Raw genomic sequence first — 24789 nt, 5'->3', positions numbered from 1 at the left:
ATCGACTGAGATATGCGTAAACGCTTAAAAATACATCGTTGAAACGTATTAAGTCGGCTTCAGTTATTTTCTTCCACGCCTTCATGCTCCAGCATAATTTCCCTCATCAGATACTTATGGCACAAGCTTTGCTTTATACAAAACGTATCGGCTGTGACTAATAATTTTAATCGCCAGAGGGGATCGTATGAAGCTGGTTACCGTGGTAATCAAACCGTTCAAACTGGAAGACGTGCGTGAAGCACTTTCTTCAATCGGCATTCAGGGCCTGACCGTCACTGAGGTGAAGGGTTTTGGTCGCCAAAAAGGTCACGCAGAGCTTTACCGTGGTGCAGAGTACAGCGTGAATTTCCTGCCAAAAGTAAAAATTGATATTGCGATTGCTGATGACCAACTGGATGAAGTGGTTGACGTGATCAGTAAAGCTGCCTACACCGGCAAAATTGGCGACGGTAAGATTTTCGTTGCGGAACTGCAACGCGTTATTCGTATTCGTACTGGCGAAACCGATGAAGCAGCACTGTAATTCGGGCTTAGAATTGTGATGGGATGGAATAAAATGAACAAAGTACTGACTAAGTTGGGGCTGGCAGGCCTGGCGCTGCTACCCTCGCTCGCGATGGCTGCCCCGGCGGTTGCTGATAAAGCAGATAACGCTTTTATGATGATTTGCACCGCACTGGTGCTTTTCATGAGTATCCCTGGCATTGCTCTTTTTTATGGCGGCTTGATCCGCGGTAAAAACGTGTTGTCAATGCTGACTCAGGTCGCCGTGACTTTCTCGCTGGTCTGCGTACTGTGGATGATTTATGGTTACTCACTTGCCTTCAGTGAAGGTAATGCCTTCTTCGGTGGCTTTAGCATGGCGATGCTAAAAGGTATCGAACTGACTGCATTAACGGGAACCTTCTATCAGTATATTCATGTGGCATTTCAGTGCTCCTTCGCCTGTATCACCGTTGGGTTGATTGTTGGTTCGATTGCAGAACGTATTCGCTTCTCAGCGGTGCTGATTTTTGTGATCGTCTGGCTAACGCTGGCCTATTTGCCTATCGCACATATGGTTTGGGCGGGCGGTTTCCTGGCCCAGGATGGTGCTCTGGACTTTGCTGGCGGCACAGTGGTGCATATTAACGCCGCGGTAGCGGGCTTGGTTGGTGCTTATCTGGTAGGTAAACGCGCTGGCTTTGGTAAAGAAGCGTTCAAACCACACAACCTGCCAATGGTGTTTACCGGTACGGCAATTCTGTATGTAGGTTGGTTTGGCTTCAATGCAGGTTCGGCCAGTGCAGCTAACGAAATAGCGGCTCTGGCATTTCTGAATACCGTGATGGCAACGGCGGGTGCGGTACTGGCCTGGACTTTTGGTGAGTGGATCTTCCGTGGCAAGCCTTCACTGTTGGGTGCCAGCTCTGGTGTGATTGCTGGTCTGGTCGCCATTACGCCAGCGTGCGGTACTGTCGGTGTGGGTGGCGCGCTGATTATTGGTATTGTAGGTGGCCTGGTTGGTCTGTGGGGCGTAACGATTCTGAAAAAATGGCTGCGTGTGGACGACCCATGCGATGTTTTCGGCGTTCATGGTGTTTGCGGTATCGTTGGCTGCATCCTCACCGGCGTATTTACCTCTTCTTCATTAGGTGGGGTGGGTTATGCCGAAGGTGTGACTATGGGGCATCAGGTTTGGGTTCAGCTGTTTAGCGTGGGCGTTACTATTGTCTGGACCGGTATTGTTGCCTTTATCGGCTTCAAGCTTGCCGACATGCTTGTTGGACTGCGTGTGCCGGAAGATCAGGAGCGCGAAGGTCTGGACGTTAATAGCCACGGCGAAAATGCTTATAACCAGTAATAGATTCCTCTTCCTGCGTGCAGCCGCAGTGCGTCGCCAGGTATGATGCAACGTTATGGTTGAACTCTGAGAAGAGCAGTGCGCTAAAAATAAAAAACGAATCAAAAAGGGGATATCATCAGATATCCCCTTTTTTATCCAGGATGATAACTAGCCGCGTTGTCGCATAACGCCTTCCTGAACGGTAGATGCCACCAGTATGCCATCCTGATTATACATTTCCCCCCGGACAAAGCCGCGAGCGCTTGAGGCCGATGTGCTTTCTACGCTATACAACAGCCATTGATTTAAATCGAAGGGGCGGTGAAACCACATTGAGTGATCGATGGTCGCTACCTGTATACCCGGTTCGAGAAAGCCTTTCCCGTGCGGCTGTAATGCCACCGGCAGCAGATTAAAATCAGACGCGTACCCCAGGATAAATTGCTGGATACTTTGATCCGCGGGCATTTTACCGTTAGCACGGATCCATACCTGGCGTGTGGGTTCAGCGATTTGACCTTTTAGTGGGTTATGGAATTTAACTGGACGGATTTCTAATGGTTTTTCCGCAAGAAATTTTTCACGAGCTTGTTCCGGAATATAGGATGCCAATTGTTTAGCAATATCCATTTCGGATGGAAGCGCTTCAGGGCCCGGCACATCAGGCATTGTTTTTTGATGTTCAAAGCCCTTTTCTGGTGCCTGAAATGAGGCTGTCATGTAAAAAATAGGTTGGCCGTTCTGCACCGCGCTGACACGACGCGCGCTAAAGCTGTTGCCATCACGCAGTGTTTCAACGTCATAGATAATGGCTTTCTGGCTGTCCCCGGGACGTAAAAAATAGCTATGGAAGGAGTGAATAATCCGCTCTTGCGCGACCGTTTGCTTAGCGGCGTATAACGCTTGCCCGACCACTTGACCACCGAAAACCTGGCGGAACCCGAGATCTTCACTCTGCCCACGGTACAGGCCTTCTTCTATTTTTTCCAGATTGAGTAAGTTCAACAGGTTTTGTAACGCCTGGCTCATAGCAATATCCTCAGAGTTGATTCAGCAATTAGTTTGCGAGATCCGACCAGTTAACGTCAACTCTAACAACAAAGGTTGCGATGCTTTTCTCAATTAATCATAGTCCCTGAGGGGGAATGACGCATATGTGCTATCCAAATCACGAGCAGAATTGCCACAACCGCAATGCTGGCGGCAACGTGACCGATGGCCCCCAGCCCCCAGTGCGGGATCGCCCATCCACCGATAATGGCACCCAGCCCTGTACCCGCATTAGCCGCCGACACATTCAGGGTACCTGCGAGTGCTTGCGCCTGTGAGGCGGATCTCATGACGCGAACCTGGCAGACAGGAAACAACGCGGTATAGGCGATACCCCACAGCGCCAGTGCGATGGCCAGTAATACCGGCGAACCTGACAGGGGGACGCTGGCCGCCATGCCGACGCTTAACACAAGTGAAAACGCGGCGGTAGCACCAAGTGGGCTGCGATCGACGAAGCGTCCACCTAACCCGTTGCCAACCAAGCCAATGGCCCCAAATCCCATAAGCCACCATCCGACCCGTGACGACGCTACATGAGCGATGCGCTCCAATATGTCAGCCAGATAAGTGTAGGCGGTGAACATCGCAGTAAATACCACCACGGACAGCAGAACATTGACGACAAAACGTGGATCTTTAAGGATGCGCGTCTGCTCGGTCAGGCGTAACCGCTGAGGTCGTGCGATGGTTGGCATAAAGACCAGCAGCGCTACAGCCATTGCCAGAGACAACCCGGCGAGTATCCAGAAAGTTCCGCGCCAGCCGATGGCATCCGCAGCCAGCGTTCCCAGTGGAATACCAAATAGCAGGGCGGCAGAAATCCCGAGATAAACCTGTGATACCGCCTGACCAGCGCGTTGTGGTCCGACTAATTCTCCGGCTGTTTCGCTGGCTGTCCCCCAGAATACCGGCAGAACCAACGCCGGAATGAAACGCGCTATCGCCAGCACCCAGATGTTTGATGCGAGTGCCGCAAGGACATTGGACGCAGTAAAAATCAGCAGGATGGCTATGAACAGCCTCTTACGCTCAATGTGAGACAACAGCGCAGTTAAAAACGGGCCAAATAGCATTACCGTGAAAGCAAATAGGGTCACGAGTTGCCCGGCGGCAGAAATAGAAATCTTAAGATCGCGCGCCAGTGCGGGCAATAGCCCGACGATCAGATATTCAGTGGTAACGATGACGAAAGCCGCCATGGCGAGAATGACGATGGCAAGACGACCAGACGTACGGGATACACCATCAGATACAGAAAAATAAGACATGGACAATCTCGGGCATAAGTTCATTTCCTCTATCTTATTGAGGATTTAATTTCTTATCCCGGATATATTTTATCAATATTGATGATTTAATTTCTCTAATTAGGGGGGGCATGGTTTCCACTGAACGGCTCAAGGGGATCGAAACATTTGTGGCAACCGCAGACGCAGGCAGTTTTACCGCAGCGGCGGAACTTCTGCACCTGACCAGTTCTGCTGTTAGTAAGAGCGTAGCGCGGCTGGAAGAACGGCTTGGCACGCGTTTGTTTGAGCGAACCACTCGCCGACTCGCTCTGACGGATGCGGGGGCTGCATTTTATCGTACCTGCGTCCGCGTTCTCACCGATCTGGAAGAAGCGGAGGCGGTACTTGCTGTACAGCGTAGCGAACCCGTGGGCCGTCTGAGACTGGACCTACCCGCAACCTTTGGTCGCCTACGAGTATGGCCGTTGGTGTTGCAATTGATGCCGCAGTACCCGCATCTTCGTCCGCACGTCTCGTTCACCGATCGCTTTGCTGACTTATTGGACGAAGGTATTGATCTTGCGGTGCGTATCGGGGGACCGGACCACTGGCCTGCCGCTATCGGGCATCGCCACTTAGGCCATGAACGCCTGATTTTCTGCGCTTCGCCGGACTACCTGGCACATCACGGTATCCCTGCTTCTCCGGCGGAACTGCTGCAACATGACGCAGTGCTCTACGGTAAAGCCGATGGTTCTTCAAGCCCGTGGCTGATTGCACATGATGCAGGAATCGTCGAACGGAGGACAATGGAAGGGCGAATTATCGCTGGTCATGCTGAAGCCCAAGTTGCCGCGGTCAAGGCGGGCTGCGGTATTGCACAGCTAGCGACCTGGCTGGTACGCGATGAAATCAGATGTGGCGAATTGGTGCAGATTTTGCCAATGCTAACAACCGTTGGCTTGCCGCTTAACCTGATATGGCCAGTAGGCAGGCAATTACTGCCTAAAGTAGATGCCATTTTGCAATTTCTTGCCAGCGAATTGCAAATCGACGCACCTGATTTTCCTGCACACAATTAATGCAGGAAAAAACGGGCGGCGGCGATTTTTTACGAAAATACGAACAGTAAATGTCACTATCAGGAAAAAATATCGAATTTGTGCCAGAATTAATCGAATGCAGCTGTTTCTAAGTGCTCTCTCCGGTGGCATTTTGACCGGTAATAACATTGATCATAAGGAGAATAAATCAATGAAACTTTGGCAAGTAATGAGCGGTGCAGCCCTGGCGCTCGCAATTTCAGGTTGTGCGGATCAGGGGCATGATATTCAGACGCCAGCGTTGGGTGCGAATGGGGCAGGGCAGCAAGCGGTTATTGCTCAGCCAAATGTGAGCGGATCTGTCTATATTCTTCAGCGTATTGCGCTACCGCCTGATGCGGTCCTGACCGTGACCCTTTCCGATGCTTCACTGGCCGATGCACCTTCAAAGGTTCTTTCGCAGCGTGTTGCGCGGACTGAGGGTAAACAGTCGCCATTCCGATTTGTTCTGCCATTTAACCCGGCGGATATCCAGCCAAATGCACGCATATTGCTGAGTGCGGCTATTACCATTGATGGTAAAATGGCGTTTATTACCGATACCGTCCAGCCCGTTATTAACGGCGGGGGAACAAAAATCGATCTGACGCTGGTACCGGTCCCTTCCGTTGCGATGCCAACCCAGAACGGCGCGGCGACCGCGGTTCCATCGACGTCACCGACGCAGATAACACCATCATCGTCGGTACCTGCTCCTGAAAATATGTAATTAACGTTGGTTCAGGCACTGATTATGATAACCGCGTGGGATGGGGCGAAACCCCGTCCCTCTTTTCAACGCGAATATGTGGTCCGCTGAAAGGGCATATTATAGCTGCCAGCGGTAACGCTGCAGGGAAATCTTCCCTTGGCTGCTGACCTCAATCCCTTCTTTTTCTAATGCGCTACGCTGGCGACTCAAGCCATCGCCGGAAAGTGAAATCTCCCCCATTCGATTGATCACCCGATGCCAGGGTAAGTGGCTGCCTGCGGGTAAGCGTTTTAAAACGCCACCAACCTGTCGAGCTGCACGTGGTGCGCCAGCAAGGCGTGCGACATCGCCGTATGTGGTTACGCAGCCATAGGGGATTGCAGCTACGATATGATAAACGCGCTGCTGGAAAGAGTCATTTTGGTACATGCTATTTATCCTGACCGATTTATCAGTTATCACCACCGAAGTGTAAGCCCGTACTTGCTGCGATCGGAACCGATTCGGCTCGCCGTTATGTAATTTATTCAGAATGACGGGCAAGCAACAGGCATGACATGCCGCATAGTCATTCCAATTCATTACGATCCCTGTTCAAGAAAACAACGGTCATCAGGGGTTTGCTTGCAATTGACCAGGGCATCATTGATAATGCCTGCGCTCTGTAAGTCGGAGCCGTTCAATGGGGGCCCTGTTGGTTCTCCCGCAACGCTAACTTGTGAACTCGGTCAGGTCCGGAAGGAAGCAGCCGCAGCAGGTGACGCGTGTGCCGGGATGTGGCTGGCAGGGGCCCCACCAATTCAGCTAGTTCTCCTTTGCAATACGCCAATTTATATTATCTTTATTTCTGCGCGTTATTTCCCGTCAACGGCATTGGGCTGTAGTGAATATGCCTGTATCAGTCATGCATCTGGATATCGGTACCTCTGAGAAGGCGTTGCAATGGTCATGGCGTGATGAATGAAGAGGCATGTTTCATAGTGAACCGGCGATTGCCGGGCATAGGAACATCCTGACTTAGGCGTCAGAAATATTCACTGGCTGGCGTGATGCAGTTTCAATGAGTTGATGCAGATTCCATCCTGCCTGAAGATGCATCGGTGCTACAGGGTACTATCCTATCATCCGCATCACTTTCCTGAACGGTTGATCGGAATGGTAAGTTTGTGGGCCAGCGCGAGCGCTATTCAAAACGGTAAGCCGGTTTATCGTTCTGCCTTTATGTTATTCCAGTGATTTTGTCTATAGATTGTTCTAGCGAACATATTTCCATACGGAAACGGGGACTTTGTCATAGAGTTTATTCATTGTTAGCTCAGCCAGACGGTGGTCCGCTGCGGAATTGAATACTTCTAATTCATCATCAGATAATTCATATTTATTTTTTTCAATCACTCGTTCAAGCGTGTCAATCGAGCGACAACGTCTTAAGCGCATTAGATAATCAGTTTTAGTAAGAGTCTTGTCAGTCATTGTTAAACCGTAATAAAAATAAAGGGTTGCTAAAACGAATGGCTCGGTTGCAACGGTAGAAGAGCACACTCTTCAGCAAAAATGTTAAAAAGACGTTTTGCTGATTTTTGCCAACGATTGAGATCTTGAGCATTAATACCGTAATTGCTAAACAACATAAAAGTATCGTCAAGGTACTCATCGATTTGGCCAATCAGGTCACTATCTTCAACGTGTTTGATTTTGTAATTCATGGTGAATGAGGCGATATGTTCAATCAGTTCGTTCAGTTGCAGGTTGATTGCAGAAGTCGGATCGTTCACCCATCCGTGATGACTATCCCCGAGGGTCGTCATGCTTTCGTCATACAGATTTTCACACAGGAATTTCAATTGGGCAATATCATGCCTTTTCGGTGAATATTCGTCCATCTGTTTCCCCTCCATAGCGAGCGATACAAGCCAGTAGTTAATGGGCTAAGCAGAAAGATAATGCAACCTGGAAGCGATTATACTCGTCATATTTCAAGCTGCAGGTTTGTTGGCTTTGCTCGGTCGCTCTGACAACCAACTTGAGTCAGTTAGCGGAGATGCCTGAACGTGCTCCTGCCTTGTAACGCAAATATGTAGAGCGTATCGTTGCCGTACTCCAGGCTACATATGCGTTGGCTTCACTCACATATCCGAATCACTCTGTAAGTTCATCGGGATTTGCCTCTTTGACGCTTTGGTTCAACTCGATTTATTTCGGGTATATAAATAAATAATTTATTTAACGGACTTTATGAATATAACGTAATTTAATTAATAATGCGTGAGGCAATTACCAAAAATTACAATTCATCCGCGGTATCGGGGTGCGCATTGTCCGTGAAGTCAAAGACCAGGGCACCGGGAACCACCTCGAATTCCACACTTTCTGTGGCCGTATCCGTGGCGTCAATATCTAAACAAGCATTGAATATGTTCCAACGAAAGTTGTAATGCATTTTATAACGCAATTTTCCTAAAGGTTCTATTAAAAGTATTTTTATCGAGTCAGGAACTAATCGTGCATTTTGAGAATACCAGCTCAAATCTCCGGTTAATGCATCCTCTATTTTGGGAATATTCTGTTGGATTATTTCTTGTAATTGTGGCTGATTTATTTCAACAGTCAAATAGTCACATTCAATTGAAATGCGCATTTTATCCTCAAAAGTTTAACATTGCTTATAGACATTTTGTTGCTACTTAATGCTAAAGCAAGTGCTATAAAAGTGCGTTTAACCAGCTTAATGATTTACCTGATTTTATTCTAGTCTGCTTTTTGAGTTGCTGCGATAGTCTATAGCTTGCAGAACAATTTTTCTTATATACCAACCTGATTAAGCGCAAGTTTACCGTTCGGCTGACGCTATTCGCGCTATGGATCACATCGTTCATTATGCGCGCAGTATGATAGCGGTAGCACTATCACGTTGTAGCCGCATTACGAATCATGTTTAGACGAGATAACAAACCAAGCTTCCGGGCATTTTACCAAAGTTAGCAACATTAATCCTCGCAATGGCGTACAGGAAAGCGTATAACAATTGTTATGTTATAACATATTATAATCTGATGGTGATTATGCTTCCTTTTTTAACATCCGGACATACGCTTTTTACACTCTCGGCCGGACAGAGAATAGCGTTGAGCGCTGTACTCATACTGCTGCTTGCTATCGGGGTCTGGTGGGCTATTTCGTTATGATCGTAATGGAAAATTTGCTGGCGGGTTACAGGCATGCCGCGGTTACTCCTGCGGTTAACGGCCATTTCACGCGTGGGTCAATGACTGCATTGATGGGAGCTAATGGCTCAGGTAAATCGACGTTACTGAAAACCTTTGCCGGATTGTTACCGCCCGTAGCAGGCTCTGTTCGCATATCTGTTCCGCGCGCGGAGGTGGCCTGGTTACCGCAGCAAACGGAAATAGAACGGCAATTTCCGGCAACGGTATTTGATCTGGTCGCAATGGGATGCTGGCAGCGCTGCCGCTGGTTTGGTGGTATAGGTCACCAGTTACGCGCCGAAATTATGCAAAATTTGCAGAAAGTAAACATGGTTGATTTTGCTGGTGCACAGCCGGGTACGTTATCCGGTGGTCAGTTGCAGCGTGTGCTTTTTGCTCGTCTGCTTATGCAGCGAGCCTCTTTACTCCTCCTTGATGAACCCTTTACCGGGGTTGATAGCCAGACTACCGCGTTATTGTTGCAACTGCTGTCTGAACGGCACCGGCAAGGTTGTACATTGATTGTTGTTCTGCATGACAGCGCACTGGCCGATAACTGGTTTCCGGATAGGTTATATTTACAAGGAAATCAAGCGTATTGGTCTAACTCCTTTGCGTCTGAAACGCTGCAACGGGTACACATGAAGCGGGTGGCCCCATGATACTGGATGCCTTACATCCCTTCATCGAGTTTGGCTTCATGCGGCGTGCCCTGATGGCCTGCATCGCGCTATCGATCAGCGCGACTCCGCTCGGCGTCTTTTTATTATTGCGTAGGATGAGTCTGGTCGGTGATGCGCTGTCACATGCGGTTCTTCCAGGGGCAGCTATTGGTTATTTGATTTCGGGGTTATCGCTTGTAGCCATGGGCGTAGGGGGCTTTATTGCGGGTTTATCCGTTGCATTACTTTCCGGAGCCGTGAGCCGATTTACACCGTTGCGTGAAGATGCCAGCTTTGCTGGTTTTTATCTCGGTTCACTGGCGCTAGGTGTGACGCTGGTTTCACTACGCGGCTCCAGTATCGATCTACTTCATGTGCTGTTTGGATCGTTACTGGCGGTGGATAACAGCGCCATATTGCTTGTCGGTAGCATTAGCATATTGACTGTAGTGATGCTGGCCGCGATCTATCGACCACTCGTTATTGACGCTTTTGATCCCTCGTTTCTGTTGACGCAGAGTCGCTGGAGTTCTCCCCTGGTGCATGCGATTTTTTTGATGTTGGTAGTGGTCAACCTTGTTGCCGGGTTTCAGGTACTTGGCACACTCATGTCCGTTGGGCTGATGATGTTACCGGCAACCAGCGCACGTTTCTGGAGTATCCGCTTACCTGGCATGTTGGCCGCTGCAGTAACACTGGCGGTCGTCGCCAGCTGCTGTGGACTTTTTGCTTCTTTCTATCTCGCGCTGCCGGCAGGACCTGCGGTGGTGCTTAGCGCGGCTATTTTATTTTTTATTTCAATTTTAGTGGGGCCCTGCGGTGGCTTATTAAGGCGCCGTATATTTTTATCTGCAGGTAAGGAGAAAATATGAAAAAGTTGTCGGTTACGTTGGCTCTCGTCGCGTCGATCGCCAGTCCTCTCGCGTTAGCCAAAACAGTTGAAACCGTCGCCAGTTTTACCGTGTTGGCGGATATCGTGAAACAGGTTGGTGGCGAGCATGTCAAAGTAAAAAGTCTGGTAGAAGCGAATGGCGATCCCCATAGCTTTGAGCCAACGCCGCAGGATAGCCTGGCGTTATCCCGAGCCGATGTGGTTTTCGTAAGTGGGTTGGGTCTGGAAGGGTGGATGGATCGTCTTGTCACAGCCTCAGGATATAAAGGCAAAGTTGTCATTGCTTCTGACGGGATTGAAACGCGTAAAATGGAAGAGGATGGACAAACCATCACCGATCCCCATGCATGGAATAGCGTACATAATGGCGTGACCTATGCGACAAATGTGATGGATGCCCTTATTGCAACCGATCCCGACGATGCGGATTATTTTCGCCAGCACGGCATGGCTTATATCCGCCAACTGAATCAGTTGGATAGCTGGGCAATGCAGACCTTTAATGCGATTGCTCAACAGAAGCGTAAGGTGCTGACCAGTCATGATGCCTTCGGCTATTTTGGCCAACGTTATGGATTAACCTTTCTTGCTCCGGTTGGTTTCTCTACGGAATCGGAGGCCAGCGCCAGTGATGTCGCCGGGCTGATAAAACAACTAAAGGAAGAGCATATCAGTCGTTACTTTATTGAAAATCAAACCGATCCCCGCCTGGTGAAACAAATTGCATTGGCAACGGGTGCACAACCCGGAGGCGAACTCTATCCGGAAGCATTATCGACAGAGGATGGCCCGGCAGCGACTTATACGGCCGCGTTTAAGCACAACGTTGAGACAATCTCGGCCAGTATGAAGTAAAAAAAGGGCCGAATTTTTATTCGGCCCCGAGAGAAATAACATGATACTAGCGTTTTTTCTTCCCGCCCTGTACCGCTTTAAAGCGTGGGTTACTTTTACAGATGACATAAACTCGCCCGTTACGGCGTACTATTTTACAATCTTTATGCCGTGTTTTGGCTGAACGTAAAGAACTCAATACCTGCATAGCAATTCATCCTTATGATTTACCGAGAAAGCGGCCAAAACGTTGATTAAAGCGCGCTGCGCTGCCTTCTTTGGCAAACTCTTTTTGTTTCCCGGTGTAGTAAGCGTGCGAGGCGGAAGAGACATCAAGCAGTACACAAGGATAAATCAGCCCTTCATACTCAATGGTACGGTCGGTTTTAATTGTGGATCCCACTTTAAAATAGTGGTTGGCGCTGGTGTCGTGAAAGATCACCGGGCGGTAATGAGGATGGATATCCGCTTTCATAAATACCTCAATTGTTATGTTATAACATTAAGTATGCGCTGCTAAATAGCGGATTGCAACCCTCACATCAGCCAAAAAAAAGAGGCCGCATAAGCGGCCTCCGATCGTTATCACTGATGTCAGTGGGTGTTGTGCTCAACCGTATGCGACGGTTCAAGCTCTTCCTTATGCTTGCTGAAGCGGCGGCGTACCACCACAAAGAACACCGGCACGAAGAAGATTGCCAGAATGGTTGCGGTCACCATACCGCCCATGACGCCAGTACCGACCGCATTTTGCGCCCCGGAGCCCGCGCCGGTACTGATCGCCAGCGGTAAAACCCCGAGGATAAAGGCCAGGGAGGTCATCAGTATTGGGCGTAGACGCATACGTACAGCTTCCAGCGTCGCTTCAACCAATCCCTTGCCCTCTTTTTCCATCAGGTCTTTGGCGAATTCAACAATCAATATCGCATTCTTCGCCGACAGGCCAATGGTTGTCAGCAGACCTACCACAAAGTAAACATCGTTGCTGAGACCACGCAAGGTAGTAAACAGCAGTGCACCGATAACCCCCAGTGGAACGACCAACATTACTGCAAAAGGAATCGACCAGCTCTCATATAACGCGGCCAGACATAAGAACACCACGATAAGTGAGATGGCATAAAGTGCAGGAGCCTGGTTTCCTGACAGACGTTCCTGATAAGACATGCCCGTCCAGTCATAACCGATACCTTCTGGCAACTGTGCCGCCAGTTCCTCCATCAGGTCCATCGCCTCGCCCGAGCTCTTACCTGGCGCTGGTTGCCCCAGCATTTCCATCGAAGGCAGACCGTTATAGCGCTCCAGACGAGGAGAGCCATATTGCCAGTGTGCTGAAGCAAAGGAGGAGAAGGGCACCATCTCGCCATTACTGGCACGTACGTACCATTTATTGACATCGTCGGGCAGCATACGCGCACTAGCTTCACCCATCACGTACACTTTCTTCACACGTCCACGATCGATAAAGTCATTCACGTAGGAACCACCCCATGCCGCGCCCAACGTGGTGTTGATGTCGGCAATGGAAACGCCCAATGCTTCTGCTTTTTCCTGATCGATGGTCAGTTTGTATTGAGGTGTATCTTCCAGTCCGTTTGGACGCACGCCAACCAGTGTATCCGAATGCTGTGCGACCAGGCCTAACAGCTGATTACGTGCTTGAGTCAATTTATCATGCCCAAGGTTAGCCTGGTCGATCAGTTCGAAGTCAAAGCCCGTGGCGTTACCCAGCTCAATAATCGCTGGCAGGTTGAAGGGGATCACCATCGCATCTTTGATGGTCCCCAGCGCCTTCATTGCGCGCCCGGCAATGGCCGGCACTTTATTATCGCTGCTGCTGCGCTCATCCCAAGGCTTGAGGCTGACGAACGCAATACCCGTATTTTGACCACGGCCGGCGAAACCAAAGCCATTAACGGTAAATACGGAGTTTACATTCGCTTTCTCTTTCGTCAGGAAGTAATCAGAAACTTGATCCAGCACTTTCTGGGTTCGCTCTTGCGTTGCACCCGCAGGCAATTGAGCCTGAGCCAGCAGTAAGCCCTGATCTTCTTCCGGTAAAAATGATGTCGGTAGCTTCAGGAACAGATAAGCCATACCGATCACAATCAACAGATAGAGAAGCAGATAGCGCCCGGTGCTGCGTATGATATGACCAACACTATCGGTGTAGTGGTTGGTGCTTTTCTCAAACAGTCGGTTAAACCAGCCGAAGAAACCAGTAGTTTTACCATGGTCGCCTTTTTTCACCGGTTTTAGCATTGTGGCGCAGAGTGCTGGCGTCAGAATCAATGCCACAATGACTGACAGCACCATTGCGGAAACGATGGTGATGGAGAACTGGCGATAGATAACCCCAGTTGAGCCGCCGAAGAAGGCCATAGGAATAAATACCGCTGACAGCACGAGGGCAATACCTACCAGCGCGCCCTGAATCTGCCCCATCGATTTTCGTGTTGCTTCTTTAGGCGGTAAACCTTCTTCCGCCATGACACGTTCGACGTTTTCAACCACAACGATAGCATCATCGACCAACAGACCTATCGCCAACACCATCCCGAACATGGTTAACGTGTTAATCGAATAGCCGAAGATATTGATGATGGCAAACGTACCGAGCAACACCACCGGAACCGCAATGGTAGGGATCAGCGTGGCACGGAAGTTTTGCAGGAACAGATACATCACCAGGAATACCAATACGATCGCTTCTAACAGCGTTTTGACAACTTCGTTGATCGAGATTTGTACGAAGGGCGTTGTATCATACGGATAAACCGTTTTTAGTCCGGCAGGGAACGTGGGTTGCAGTTTAGCGAGGGCATCCTTAACTGCGGCGGCGGTATCCAGCGCGTTAGCGCCAGTGGCCAATTTGATCCCAAGTCCTGACGCGGGTTGACCGTTAAAACGGGCGATAATCTCGTAGTTTTCACCACCGAGCTCAATACGGGCAATGTCACGCAGGCGCACCTGTGAACCATCCGGATTCACTTTCAGCAGAATTTTGCCGAATTCATCGGTGGAAGTCAGACGCGTTTGCGCAATGATTGATGCATTAAGCTGCTGTCCTTTCGCGGGGGGCGTTCCTCCTAATTGCCCGGCGGCGACCTGCGCGTTCTGGCTATTAATTGCGGTAACGACATCAACCGGCGTCAGATGATAGTTATTCAGCTTATGTGGATCCATCCAGATACGCATTGCGTACTGGGCACCGAACAATTGGGTATCACCCACGCCAGTAACGCGGCTGATAGGATCTTTGATGTTAGAGGCGACATAATCCGCAATATCGTTTTGCGTCATGGTGCCATCTTCATTCACAAAACCCGCCACCATCAGGAAGCTACTGGAAGATTTTTGTACTTTGATACCTTGCTGTTGTACCTCTTGTGGCAACAGTGGCATGGCCAGTTGCAGTTTATTCTGTACCTGCACCTGCGCAATATCGGCATCTGTACCCGACTGGAAAGACAAGGTAAGCGTTAATGTACCGGAAGAGTCACTGCTGGAACTCATGTACATAAACCCGTCGATACCATTCATATTTTGTTCGATAACCTGGGTTACCGAATCTTGTAGCGTTTTCGCATCTGCACCAGGATAGGCTGCCTGAATCTCAATTGCCGGCGGCGCAACATTAGGATATTGCTCAATCGGTAATTTAAGAATCGATAGCACACCAGCCAACATGATAATGATGGCGATAACCCACGCAAAAATGGGGCGATCGATAAAGAACTTAGCCATGTATCAGTGGCTCCTGTTAAGACTGTTTTTGGTCAGATGGCGCCTGAGACTGCGATTTCGCACTGCCTTCAGCGTTTTCTGATACTTCCTGTGGCGTCACCTGTGCACCAGGTTTCGCGCGTTGAATACCGGTGATAATCACGCGGTCTCCATCCTTAAGGCCGTCAGTTACCACCCATTTATCGCCAATTGCTTGTCCGGTGGTGAGGTTACGTAGTTCGACCTTGTTGTCAGCACCCACGACCATCGCCGTGGCCTGTCCGGTTGGCGTACGCGTCACACCCTGCTGTGGAACCATCAATGCGTTAGGATTGGTACCTTCTTCCAGTCGGGCACGCACAAACATACCCGGCAGTAAACGATTATCCGGATTCGGGAACACCGCACGCAGCGTGATAGAACCGGTTGTTTCGTCCACGGTGACATCAGAAAATTCTAATGTGCCCTGCTGCTGATACTCGTTACCATTCGAAAATGAAAGCTGTACTTTAGCTTTACCATCTACCTGCTGCAGTTTGCCGGACTCAAGCTCCTGACGCAGACGCAGAAAATCGTCACTGGACTGAGTGACATCAACATAAATTGGATCAAGTTGCTGCACGGTCGCCAACGCTGTCGCCTGTCCGCTTTGTACCAAGGCGCCTTCCGTTACCGATGATTTGCCAATACGGCCACTAATTGGTGAAGTGACTTTAGTGTAGGCGAGATTTATACGGGCGCTTTCGACGTTTGCCTGAGCCGCCTGTACTGCTGCTGCAGTCTGGCTTTGTGTAGCGATAGCCTGGTCATAATCTTGCTGGCTGATATATTTGGTGCCCAGCAGTGGTTTGAAGCGTTTGACAGTTTGTGCCGCGATTTGCGCGTTCGCCTGAGCCTGAGCTAAATCGCCTTTGGCACTATCGTAGGCTGCTTGATAAGTTGCGGGATCGATTTGATAGAGCGATTCACCAGCCTTGATATCACTTCCTTCAACAAAATTACGTTTCAGGATAATGCCTGAAACCTGCGGACGAACTTCCGCGATGCGGAATGACGACGTTCTTCCCGGCAGCTCAGTTGTAATTTTCAACGGTTCGCTTTTCAACGTAATAATGCCCACTTCTGGCGCTTGTTGTTGGCCGGCTTGTTGAGCACTTTTATCATCACATCCTGTTAGCACGAAGCTGCCTGATAGCATCAGTGCGACCGCCAGAGGCGTGAACCCTCTGTTTTTTTTCATAAATAAACCTCGAGTATCCGATATCGATTATTCAATGGATCACAAACCGTTAAGCCCATTGCTGCGTTTAAATTATGGTCATGCTATGTTACATACATTCGGAAATGTATGTAAGTCTACTCTCTTGTAAAAAAAGCATTTATGGCACGAAAAACCAAACAACAAGCCCTTGAAACGCGAAACCACATTATTGATGCGGCTATCGCCCAGTTTTCTGAGCATGGCGTCTCAGCAACCTCGCTCGCCGATATCGCATCGGCAGCAGGGGTAACGCGTGGTGCGATTTATTGGCATTTCAAAAACAAAACTGACTTATTAAATGAGATTTGGGTGCAGTCTGAGTCCGGTTTAGAGGACTTAGAGCATGAGTATCAAATAAAATACCCGGGTGATCCACTTTCTATTATGCGGTCAATGCTGATCTATGTCGTCGAAGCAACGGCACGCGATCAGCGCAGAAGATCGCTGTTGGAAATCATCTTCCATAAATGCGAGTTTGTCGGTGAAATGACAACACTGCAAATGATACAACAAAAGCTTTATCTAACTTGCTATGAGAAGATAGAGCTAATGTTGCGCCAGTGCATTGATTTACGGCAGCTTCCACCTGAACTGAACACGCGTCGAGCGGCATTTATCATTCGGGGTTATATGAGCGGTATTATCGAAAACTGGCTGTTTATGCCGGAAAATTTCGATCTGGTGGCCGAAGCGCCAGCTCTGGTGGATACGCTGCTGGACACGCTGGGCAACAGTCCGACGTTATGCCAGCCATCGCCCAATGCTTAAGATTGCGCAGGTAATTTACGTTCAAAGTCGCGCTTTACGATTTCCAGAGCGGCCAGTACCGTCTCTGGTGCAATTTTATGCTCCTCAAGAAGCATAATCAGATCAACAGCAAGTTTGATTTCATCTGCCGCTTTTTCTAAAGGCATCCTCTTCTCCTGTCGTTAAATCCGGAACTTTGCCACTAACAGCATCAGTAATGAACCGGAGATCGCCAGCAATAAAGCACGTAGATTCAAGGTCGCTAGCGTACCCCAGTTAAAGTACACGCTAATAAACCCGCCAACCAATGCGCCAACCACAGATAAAACCAACGTGACAAGCAAGCTACCGGGTTGGGTCAGGGAAAATCTACGCCCCAGTAAACCGGTAAAAACGCCAATAATAATCCAGGAGAAAAGTCCCATGACATGGCCCCAAGTGAACGTCGCTCGTGACCGTAAGTATATCCGTCCTGCGGCTGGTTGCGCGTTTGACATGTATAGTGTTTCGCGACGCCGTATTAATACTTTACCGCAGATTTCCTACCTAATGTTATCCATCGCGCTGCTGGATTGCCTGCTCAATAAGCGTGATTGCTTCCCGACAGCGAAGTAAGCGTGCTTCGAGCGCGGTCAGTTCCCGTTGGATCTGCTGTTGTTGCCGTAACGTTTCTTGTTGACCAAGCTGTTTTTCATGGTCACTAAGCATCATTATCAGACGTTGCTCAAAGCCCTGATGCTCAGCCAGTTTTTGATCAAGCGTATCAATAGCACGGCTAGCCTGTGGCTCGCGCTGTCGCAGGGGCTGGGTAGCAATTTCCCGTTGCAGAGCCCCCATCTGCAATACCATATGCTCGGCCAGCCAGGTGAGCCGGTCGGGATTTTTTTCCAGCGCGCTTTGTTTTAACTGCGACAGCGTTTGACGGGCCTCCTGGAGATAATCACCCAGGCGCGTACCGTGGCAGCGAAATAACTGTCGATCAAAGCGCGCACGTGATGTCTGCTGTTCCGCTCGGGGCGACAGCGTAGCGGCAAGCTGTTCCAGTCTGGCTTCAAGTTGCTGAAGGAGCAGGGCGCTTTTCATTTTCTCTCTCCGCTGTTTACTGCTGTGGTAAAGTGCTCCTGGCATGCCAGAGACGGGCTTTATTATGCAACGAATATTACTACTGATCATTGGTTGGTTAGCCATCGTGCTTGGCACGTTGGGTATTGTATTGCCTTTATTACCCACGACCCCGTTTATTCTGCTCGCGGCATGGTGTTTCGCCCGCTCCTCTCCTCGTTTTCATGCCTGGCTACTCAACCGTTCCTGGTTTGGCCCCTACCTGCGCCACTGGCAGCAGCACCGCGCGCTACCGCCGAAAGCGAAGGGAAGAGCCATCATTCTGATCCTTATCACATTTGCGTTTTCCCTGTGGTGGGTCAAACTGCTTTGGCTGCGTATACTCCTTGGGTGCATGCTTTGTGTACTGCTGATTTTTATGCTGCGGCTACCTGTTGTTGAGAAAGAGCAACAAAATTTGTGATTTCACTTTTCGCAGTTGCAATTGCCAGACGCTTTGCTTAGATTTGGTCGTTTTCGTACGTAGCTTCTCTGTTTTATGGCGATTCCGTCGGCGGTTAACTACTGTCAGAGCGGGAAGAGGTTGCGTGAGTCAGATCCGTATTTACCAGGCATAACACTATGACCGCCACTGCGCAGCAGCTTGAATTTCTGAAAGAGAGTATCAAAAGCATTCCGGATTACCCAAAGCCGGGCATCCTTTTTCGTGACGTTACCAGCCTGCTGGAAGACCCGAAAGCGTTCGCAACCACGATTGAACTGCTGGTTGAACGTTATCGTCACGCTGGTATAACCAAAGTTGTGGGAACAGAAGCGCGAGGTTTTCTGTTCGGTGCACCTGTGGCGCTGGGGCTCGGTGTCGGTTTCGTCCCGGTGCGTAAACCCGGCAAGCTGCCGCGTAAAACCTTCAGCGAATCATACGAACTGGAGTATGGTAGCGATAGCCTTGAACTGCATTGTGATGCGATTCAACCGGGGGATGTTGTCCTGGTGGTGGATGATCTGTTGGCGACAGGTGGCACCATTGAAGCTACGGTCAAGCTGATCCGCCGGGCTGGTGGTGAAGTTAAACATGCGGCATTCGTGATTAATCTGTACGATCTTACCGGTGAAACCCGTTTGAAAGCGATGGGCGTTGAGAGCTACAGCCTGGTGGCATTTCCAGGGCACTAACGGTGCCGAACCTTCAGCCTCGCCGTAAAGGTGGGGCTGTGTTAGCATTACCCTCCGGTTCACTCACAAATCCCGCGAATCAATGAGCTATCAGGTACTTGCCCGCAAGTGGCGTCCACAAGCGTTTGCTGATGTTGTCGGCCAGGAACATGTCCTGAAGGCGCTGGCCAATGGCCTGTCGCTGGGCCGCATCCATCACGCTTATCTTTTTTCCGGCACCCGAGGTGTGGGAAAAACCACTATTGCGCGCTTGCTGGCGAAAGGACTGAATTGTGAAACCGGCATTACGGCCACCCCTTGTGGGCAGTGCGATAACTGCCGGGAAATTGAACAGGGACGCTTTGTCGATCTGATTGAGATCGACGCGGCCTCGCGTACTAAAGTCGAAGACACGCGTGATCTACTGGATAATGTACAGTACGCGCCGGCACGCGGGCGCTTCAAAGTGTATTTGATCGATGAAGTGCATATGCTGTCACGTCACAGCTTCAACGCGCTCTTAAAAACGTTGGAAGAGCCTCCAGCGCATGTCAAATTCCTGCTGGCAACCACCGATCCACAAAAGCTCCCGGTCACCATTCTTTCCCGCTGTCTGCAGTTCCATCTCAAAGCGATGGATGTAGAGCAAATTCGTGGTCAGTTGGAACGCGTACTCTCGGCGGAGGATATCAACGCCGAACCCCGCGCTTTGCAACTTTTGGCGCGTGCCGCCGATGGTAGTATGCGTGATGCGTTGAGCCTGACTGACCAGGCTATTGCGCTGGGACAGGGGCAAATTGCTACGGATACCGTCAATGCGATGCTGGGCACGCTGGATGACGAACAGCCGCTAGCACTGATTGAAGCGCTGGTGGATGCCGATGGTCAACGCACGATGTCTTTGCTTAATCAGGCCGCTTCACGGGGTGTGGAGTGGGAAGCGCTGTTGGTTGAAATGCTGCGTTTGCTGCATCGTATCGCTATGATCCAATTGCTACCTTCTGCCATTGATGACGATCAGGCGGCGATTGAACAACGCCTGCGGGAGTTGGCGCGAGTGCTCCCACCCGCCGATGTTCAGCTTTACTATCAAACCTTATTGGTCGGCCGTAAAGAGCTGCCGCTGGCACCGGATCGACGAATGGGGGTGGAGATGACGTTGTTGCGGGCGTTGGCGTTTCACCCACGCCAAAGCATTGCTGAGCCGGTTGCAAGGCCGGTCATGACGGCGAAAGCGGTACCTGAGCGGCAAGACGCGGCTACACCGCCGCCATCCGCCGTTGTGACGCATACGATCGCGGAAAATTCATCATCGGCGCCTTTACCCGACAGCACCAGTCAGCTTCTGCAGGCGAGAACGCAACTCATGCGCCAGCAGGGAGCAACCAAAGCAAAAAAGAGTGAGCCGGCGGCGCCTGGTGCGCGGCCGGCAAGCTCGGCGCTGGAGCGATTGGCTTCAGTTACCGAGCGGAGACAGAAACCATCGGCTGCAGCAGATGAACCTGTTGCTGCGGTAAAAAAAGAGGCGTATCGCTGGAAAGCGCAGAAGGTTGCAGAAGTGAAGACTGCACCCGTTGCGACACCTAAAGCGTTGCGCTCGGCATTAGAGCATGAAAAGACACCGGAACTGGCGGCCAGGCTAACGGAAGAGTCGTTACAGCGAGATGCCTGGGCGGCAGAAATCGCACGGATCTCAATTCCGAAACTGGTTCAGCAACTGGCGTTAAACGCCTGGAAAGAGCAGAACGGACAGCAGATTTGCCTGCATCTGCGCCCGGGACAGCGGCATCTTAACTCAGAATCGGCACAAAAAGTGCTGGCAGAGGCCTTAAGTGCGGCTGCGGGTGAGACGGTTGAATTGACTATCATTGAAGATGATAATCCATCAGTTCTAACGCCGCTGGAATGGCGGCAGGCGATTTATGAAGAGAAGCTGGCGCAGGCGCGTCAGTCGATTATTGCGGATACTCACATTCAGACGCTGTGTCAGTTCTTTGATGCCGATCTGGATGAAGAGAGTATTCGCCCCGTTTGAATCGCCGCATAGCCATACTTACGGTTACGCGGCCAGAGCAGAGAGAGAAAACTATGTTTGGTAAAGGCGGTATTGGCAACCTGATGAAACAGGCCCAGCAAATGCAGGACAAAATGGCACAGGTGCAGGAAGAGATTGCCGCCATGGAAGTGACCGGTGAATCTGGCGCTGGTCTGGTTAAAGTTACCATCAATGGCGCGCATAACTGCCGTCGCGTTGAGGTTGATCCCAGTCTGTTGGAAGATGATAAAGATATGCTTGAAGATCTGGTCGCTGCAGCCTTTAACGATGCTGCACGCCGTATCGGCGAAGCACAGAAAGAAAAAATGGCAGCAGTTTCCAGTGGTATGCAATTACCACCGGGCTTCAAGATGCCATTCTGATGCAAACCAGCCCGCTTCTGGAAGCGTTGATGGAGTCGCTGCGTTGTTTACCTGGCGTTGGGCCTAAATCAGCGCAACGCATGGCATTTCAGTTATTACAACGCGATCGCAGTGGTGGAATGCGCCTGGCGCAGGCACTAACACGCGCGATGTCAGAGATTGGGCACTGTACGCATTGCCGTACCTTCACTGAGCAGGAAATGTGTACCATCTGCGCCAATCCGCGGCGTCAGCAAAATGGGCAGATTTGCGTAGTGGAAAGTCCAGCTGATATTCATGCGATTGAACAGACCGGGCAGTTTGCTGGTCGCTACTTTGTGCTAATGGGCCATCTTTCGCCACTTGATGGTATCGGCCCGCAGGACATTGGTCTTGATCGCCTTGAACAGCGGCTGGAAACTGAAACTATTCAGGAAGTGATCCTGGCAACCAACCCTACGGTAGAAGGTGAGGCGACCGCCAATTATATTGCCGAGCTGTGTGGACAATACGGCGTGGATGCCAGTCGTATCGCTCATGGTGTTCCGATGGGCGGTGAACTGGAAATGGTCGATGGCACTACGTTATCTCACTCGCTTGCCGGTCGGCAAAAGATTAAATTCTGACCATTTGATGGCACGGTTCGCCGTGCCAGCTTGAAAACGACAATTCTATCCCCATCTCCTCCTCAACGTTCGATAAACCTGCTTTAGTTGAGGTATCAATGACCATGAAAGGACAAGAGACGCGTGGCTTCCAGTCTGAAGTGAAACAACTTCTGCACCTGATGATCCATTCCCTCTATTCAAACAAAGAGATCTTCCTGCGTGAATTGATCTCCAATGCTTCTGATGCGGCTGATAAACTGCGTTTCCGTGCACTCTCTTCACCTGAATTATATGAAGGTGATGGCGAGTTACGCGTGCGTGTCTCCGTGGATAAGGAACAACGTACTCTGACGTTAAGCGATAACGGCATCGGTATGCGCCGTGAAGAGGTCATTGAAAACTTAGGGACCATCGCTAAATCGGGTACTAAATCATTTCTTGAATCGCTGGGCTCAGATCAGGCAAAAGATAGCCAACTGATCGGTCAGTTTGGCGTAGGTTTCTATTCCGCATTTATCGTGGCCGATAAAGTCTCAGTGCGTACCCGTGCGGCAGGCGCAACGGCCGATGAAGGGGTGTTCTGGGAGTCAGCAGGTGAAGGTGAATATACCATTGCTGATATCAGCAAAGCTGACCGAGGGACTGAAATCACCTTGCATCTGCGGGAAGGTGAAGATGAGTTTCTGGATGCCTGGCGCGTGCGCGGCATTATCAGCAAATACTCTGACCATATTGCGCTGCCGGTAGAGATTGAGTCCCATAATGAAGAGGACGACACCACCAGCTGGGAAAAAATTAATAAGGCGCAGGCGCTGTGGACGCGTAATAAGTCTGATATTAGCGACGACGAGTATAAAGAGTTCTATAAGCATATTGCCCATGATTTTACCGATCCGCTGTCGTGGAGCCACAATCGTGTAGAAGGTAAGCAGGAATACACCAGCTTGCTGTATATCCCGACGCAGGCACCGTGGGATATGTGGAACCGTGACCACAAGCATGGCCTGAAACTCTATGTTCAGCGCGTGTTCATCATGGATGACGCCGAGCAGTTTATGCCGAATTATATGCGCTTTGTGCGTGGTTTGATTGATTCTAACGATCTGCCGCTCAACGTCTCGCGTGAAATCCTGCAGGACAGCCGTATTACGCAAAATCTGCGTAGCGCGTTGACGAAGCGCGTACTGCAAATGCTGGAGAAAGTCGCGAAGGATGATGAAGCGAACTACCAGCAGTTCTGGCAGCAGTTCGGTCTGGTGTTGAAAGAGGGGCCAGCTGAAGACAGCGGCAACGTTGAAACCATTGCTAAGTTGTTGCGTTTTGCGTCCACCAGCAGCGAAGGATCTGCACAGACGGTTTCGCTGGAAGATTACGTTAGCCGCATGGTTGAAGGGCAGGAGAAGATCTATTACATCACCGCCGACAGCTATGCCGCCGCGAAAAGCAGTCCGCACCTGGAACTGTTCCGCAAGAAAGGCATCGAGGTACTGCTGCTTTCTGACCGTATTGATGAATGGATGATGAGCTACCTCACTGAATTTGACGGTAAACCATTCCAGTCCGTCAGCAAAGCCGATGAGTCGCTCAGCAAACTGGCTGATGAAGAGAGCGAAGAGCAGAAAGAAGCGGAAAAAGCGCTGGAGCCTTTTGTTGATCGTGTGAAAACCCTGCTGGGTGAGCGAGTCAAAGAGGTTCGCCTGACGCATCGCTTAACCGACACGCCGGCCATCGTGACCACTGAAGCGAATGAAATGAGTACGCAAATGGCGAAACTGTTTGCTGCGGCAGGACAGGATGTGCCGGAGGTGAAATATCTGTTCGAGATCAATCCCGACCACGCGTTAGTGAAGCGTGCGGCGGATACTCAGGACGATACGCGCTTTGCCGAGTGGATCGAGCTGTTACTGGAGCAGGCGCTGTTCGCTGAACGCGGCACGCTCGAAGATCCAAACCAGTTTATCCGTCGTATGAACCAATTATTGCTGGGATAACCTTCCCAGTAAAAAAACGGGTGGCTTATTGCCACCCGTTTTGCTTTAGGGGATGCACACCTAAAATGCGTGTTTCGCCCTCAAAATTTGTGAAGCGCGTTCGCCAATGATGACGGAGGGATCCATCGTATTTGCGGTGGTCACGCGCGGCATAATGGAACCGTCGGCGATGCGCAAATTTTCGATACCCTAAACACTGAGCGTATTGTCGACGACGGACATCTCATCACGCTCCATTTTGGCAGTACAGGTTTGGTGTTTGAACGTGCCGGCAGAATTGCGGAGATAATTTTCAAGTGCCGCTTTCATATCGTCAGGATGAGAAAGGAAATTGGTATCAACGCGAG

Annotated in this window: 28 protein-coding genes, 1 other RNA gene and 1 other annotated feature; of the genes, 15 read left to right on the top strand and 14 right to left on the bottom strand. The window is 50.3% G+C overall.

What is annotated here, in order from left to right:
* Window positions 1-187 precede the first annotated feature (187 nt).
* The gene (glnK, locus tag J1C60_RS13245; RefSeq protein WP_007886947.1) at window positions 188-526 is read left to right on the top strand and encodes a P-II family nitrogen regulator; all 339 of its coding nucleotides are present in this window, start codon (window positions 188-190) and stop codon (window positions 524-526) included.
* Window positions 527-559: 33 nt separating this feature from the next.
* On the top strand, window positions 560-1846 hold the full coding sequence (gene amtB, locus J1C60_RS13240; protein WP_128179329.1) for an ammonium transporter AmtB: 1287 nt from the start codon (window positions 560-562) through the stop codon (window positions 1844-1846).
* A 150-nt stretch (window positions 1847-1996) separates the two neighbouring features.
* Here amtB and tesB read toward each other — a convergent pair whose 3' ends face one another.
* Window positions 1997-2857 carry an acyl-CoA thioesterase II gene (gene tesB / locus J1C60_RS13235; protein WP_128179330.1) on the bottom strand — a complete coding sequence of 287 codons (861 nt, stop codon included), beginning with the start codon at window positions 2855-2857 and terminating at the stop codon, window positions 1997-1999.
* 89 nt (window positions 2858-2946) lie between these two features.
* Window positions 2947-4149 carry an MFS transporter gene (locus tag J1C60_RS13230; protein WP_128179331.1) on the bottom strand — a complete coding sequence of 401 codons (1203 nt, stop codon included), beginning with the start codon at window positions 4147-4149 and terminating at the stop codon, window positions 2947-2949.
* A gap of 110 nt (window positions 4150-4259) precedes the next feature.
* Here J1C60_RS13230 and J1C60_RS13225 point away from each other — a divergent pair, with 110 nt between their 5' ends.
* Together J1C60_RS13225 and J1C60_RS13220 are read left to right on the top strand one after the other, a co-directional pair.
* On the top strand, window positions 4260-5192 hold the full coding sequence (locus J1C60_RS13225; protein ID WP_128179332.1) for a LysR family transcriptional regulator: 933 nt from the start codon (window positions 4260-4262) through the stop codon (window positions 5190-5192).
* Window positions 5193-5364: 172 nt separating this feature from the next.
* Complete coding sequence (locus J1C60_RS13220) at window positions 5365-5922, top strand: YbaY family lipoprotein (RefSeq protein WP_128179333.1); 558 nt, start codon at window positions 5365-5367, stop codon at window positions 5920-5922.
* 99 nt (window positions 5923-6021) lie between these two features.
* Here J1C60_RS13220 and J1C60_RS13215 read toward each other — a convergent pair whose 3' ends face one another.
* Window positions 6022-6333, bottom strand: coding sequence for an MGMT family protein (locus tag J1C60_RS13215; RefSeq protein WP_128179334.1), 312 nt, complete (start codon window positions 6331-6333; stop codon window positions 6022-6024).
* Window positions 6334-6596: 263 nt separating this feature from the next.
* Here J1C60_RS13215 and ffs point away from each other — a divergent pair.
* An RNA gene (ffs, locus tag J1C60_RS13210) (signal recognition particle sRNA small type) lies at window positions 6597-6693 on the top strand.
* 465 nt (window positions 6694-7158) lie between these two features.
* Here the strand turns inward: ffs and J1C60_RS13205 are convergent.
* From J1C60_RS13205 to J1C60_RS13195, 3 genes are all read right to left on the bottom strand, one after another.
* Window positions 7159-7377 carry an HHA domain-containing protein gene (locus tag J1C60_RS13205; protein WP_128179335.1) on the bottom strand — a complete coding sequence of 73 codons (219 nt, stop codon included), beginning with the start codon at window positions 7375-7377 and terminating at the stop codon, window positions 7159-7161.
* A gap of 29 nt (window positions 7378-7406) precedes the next feature.
* A complete protein-coding gene (gene tomB, locus J1C60_RS13200) occupies window positions 7407-7787 on the bottom strand; it encodes an Hha toxicity modulator TomB (protein WP_128179336.1) in 381 nt (126 codons plus the stop codon).
* A 401-nt stretch (window positions 7788-8188) separates the two neighbouring features.
* Window positions 8189-8542, bottom strand: a complete 354-nt coding sequence (locus J1C60_RS13195; RefSeq protein WP_128179337.1) for a hypothetical protein — start codon at window positions 8540-8542, stop codon at window positions 8189-8191.
* 543 nt (window positions 8543-9085) lie between these two features.
* Between J1C60_RS13195 and J1C60_RS13190 the strand changes: the two genes are divergently transcribed.
* From J1C60_RS13190 to J1C60_RS13180, 3 genes are read left to right on the top strand one after another with little or no spacing between them, the layout of a single operon-like run.
* Entirely contained in the window at window positions 9086-9772 is a 687-nt protein-coding gene (locus J1C60_RS13190; RefSeq protein ID WP_128179338.1) for a metal ABC transporter ATP-binding protein, read from the top strand.
* Window positions 9769-10644: a metal ABC transporter permease gene (locus J1C60_RS13185; protein WP_375139768.1), complete on the top strand. Its 876-nt coding sequence runs from the start codon at window positions 9769-9771 to the stop codon at window positions 10642-10644. Before J1C60_RS13190 ends, J1C60_RS13185 begins: the two co-directional genes overlap by 4 nt.
* Complete coding sequence (locus J1C60_RS13180) at window positions 10641-11519, top strand: metal ABC transporter substrate-binding protein (protein ID WP_128179339.1); 879 nt, start codon at window positions 10641-10643, stop codon at window positions 11517-11519. Before J1C60_RS13185 ends, J1C60_RS13180 begins: the two co-directional genes overlap by 4 nt.
* A gap of 46 nt (window positions 11520-11565) precedes the next feature.
* Here the strand turns inward: J1C60_RS13180 and ykgO are convergent, their stop codons facing one another.
* From ykgO to J1C60_RS13160, 4 genes are all read right to left on the bottom strand, one after another.
* Window positions 11566-11706 carry a type B 50S ribosomal protein L36 gene (gene ykgO, locus J1C60_RS13175; RefSeq protein WP_128179340.1) on the bottom strand — a complete coding sequence of 47 codons (141 nt, stop codon included), beginning with the start codon at window positions 11704-11706 and terminating at the stop codon, window positions 11566-11568.
* A gap of 12 nt (window positions 11707-11718) precedes the next feature.
* Entirely contained in the window at window positions 11719-11973 is a 255-nt protein-coding gene (locus J1C60_RS13170) for a type B 50S ribosomal protein L31 (protein ID WP_128179341.1), read from the bottom strand.
* 119 nt (window positions 11974-12092) lie between these two features.
* A complete protein-coding gene (locus tag J1C60_RS13165; protein WP_128179342.1) occupies window positions 12093-15245 on the bottom strand; it encodes an efflux RND transporter permease subunit in 3153 nt (1050 codons plus the stop codon).
* 16 nt (window positions 15246-15261) lie between these two features.
* A complete protein-coding gene (locus J1C60_RS13160; RefSeq protein ID WP_128179343.1) occupies window positions 15262-16464 on the bottom strand; it encodes an efflux RND transporter periplasmic adaptor subunit in 1203 nt (400 codons plus the stop codon).
* A gap of 141 nt (window positions 16465-16605) precedes the next feature.
* On the opposite strand from J1C60_RS13160, the gene acrR reads away from it, so the two are divergent.
* Window positions 16606-17253 carry a multidrug efflux transporter transcriptional repressor AcrR gene (gene acrR / locus J1C60_RS13155; protein WP_128179344.1) on the top strand — a complete coding sequence of 216 codons (648 nt, stop codon included), beginning with the start codon at window positions 16606-16608 and terminating at the stop codon, window positions 17251-17253.
* On the opposite strand, the gene rsmS is transcribed toward acrR, so the two are convergent.
* The 3 genes from rsmS to priC form a co-directional block, all read right to left on the bottom strand.
* Window positions 17250-17399, bottom strand: a complete 150-nt coding sequence (gene rsmS / locus J1C60_RS13150; protein ID WP_128179345.1) for a pleiotropic regulatory protein RsmS — start codon at window positions 17397-17399, stop codon at window positions 17250-17252. The genes acrR and rsmS overlap by 4 nt on opposite strands.
* A gap of 15 nt (window positions 17400-17414) precedes the next feature.
* Complete coding sequence (locus tag J1C60_RS13145; RefSeq protein ID WP_128179346.1) at window positions 17415-17657, bottom strand: GlsB/YeaQ/YmgE family stress response membrane protein; 243 nt, start codon at window positions 17655-17657, stop codon at window positions 17415-17417.
* A 127-nt stretch (window positions 17658-17784) separates the two neighbouring features.
* Complete coding sequence (gene priC, locus J1C60_RS13140; RefSeq protein WP_128179347.1) at window positions 17785-18315, bottom strand: primosomal replication protein PriC; 531 nt, start codon at window positions 18313-18315, stop codon at window positions 17785-17787.
* Between the two features lie 64 nt (window positions 18316-18379).
* On the opposite strand from priC, the gene J1C60_RS13135 reads away from it, so the two are divergent.
* The 6 genes from J1C60_RS13135 (at window position 18380) to htpG (ending at window position 24442) form a co-directional block, all read left to right on the top strand.
* A complete protein-coding gene (locus J1C60_RS13135; RefSeq protein ID WP_128179348.1) occupies window positions 18380-18757 on the top strand; it encodes a DUF454 family protein in 378 nt (125 codons plus the stop codon).
* A gap of 158 nt (window positions 18758-18915) precedes the next feature.
* Complete coding sequence (gene apt / locus J1C60_RS13130; RefSeq protein ID WP_128179349.1) at window positions 18916-19467, top strand: adenine phosphoribosyltransferase; 552 nt, start codon at window positions 18916-18918, stop codon at window positions 19465-19467.
* A gap of 82 nt (window positions 19468-19549) precedes the next feature.
* Window positions 19550-21481 carry a DNA polymerase III subunit gamma/tau gene (gene dnaX / locus J1C60_RS13125; RefSeq protein WP_128179350.1) on the top strand — a complete coding sequence of 644 codons (1932 nt, stop codon included), beginning with the start codon at window positions 19550-19552 and terminating at the stop codon, window positions 21479-21481.
* Window positions 20820-20881: a sequence feature (DnaX frameshifting element), on the top strand. Its footprint overlaps the gene before it by 62 nt.
* A 53-nt stretch (window positions 21482-21534) precedes the next feature.
* Entirely contained in the window at window positions 21535-21864 is a 330-nt protein-coding gene (locus tag J1C60_RS13120; protein WP_128179351.1) for a YbaB/EbfC family nucleoid-associated protein, read from the top strand.
* Window positions 21864-22469, top strand: coding sequence for a recombination mediator RecR (gene recR / locus J1C60_RS13115; protein ID WP_128179352.1), 606 nt, complete (start codon window positions 21864-21866; stop codon window positions 22467-22469). The genes J1C60_RS13120 and recR overlap by 1 nt, the downstream gene beginning before the upstream one ends.
* Before the next feature lie 98 nt (window positions 22470-22567).
* Window positions 22568-24442, top strand: coding sequence for a molecular chaperone HtpG (htpG, locus tag J1C60_RS13110; RefSeq protein ID WP_128179353.1), 1875 nt, complete (start codon window positions 22568-22570; stop codon window positions 24440-24442).
* Window positions 24443-24502: 60 nt separating this feature from the next.
* On the opposite strand, the gene J1C60_RS18725 is transcribed toward htpG, so the two are convergent.
* Window positions 24503-24619 (bottom strand): hypothetical protein, encoded by a 117-nt coding sequence (locus J1C60_RS18725; RefSeq protein WP_206612527.1) that lies wholly within the window; start codon window positions 24617-24619, stop codon window positions 24503-24505.
* Between the last annotated feature and the right edge of the window lie 170 nt (window positions 24620-24789).

The sequence above is a fragment of the [Pantoea] beijingensis genome (assembly GCF_022647505.1).
Lineage (GTDB): Bacteria > Pseudomonadota > Gammaproteobacteria > Enterobacterales > Enterobacteriaceae > Erwinia > Erwinia beijingensis.
Note: the sequence above shows the minus strand (reverse complement) of the source record. Positions and strands in the feature narration are given on the sequence as shown.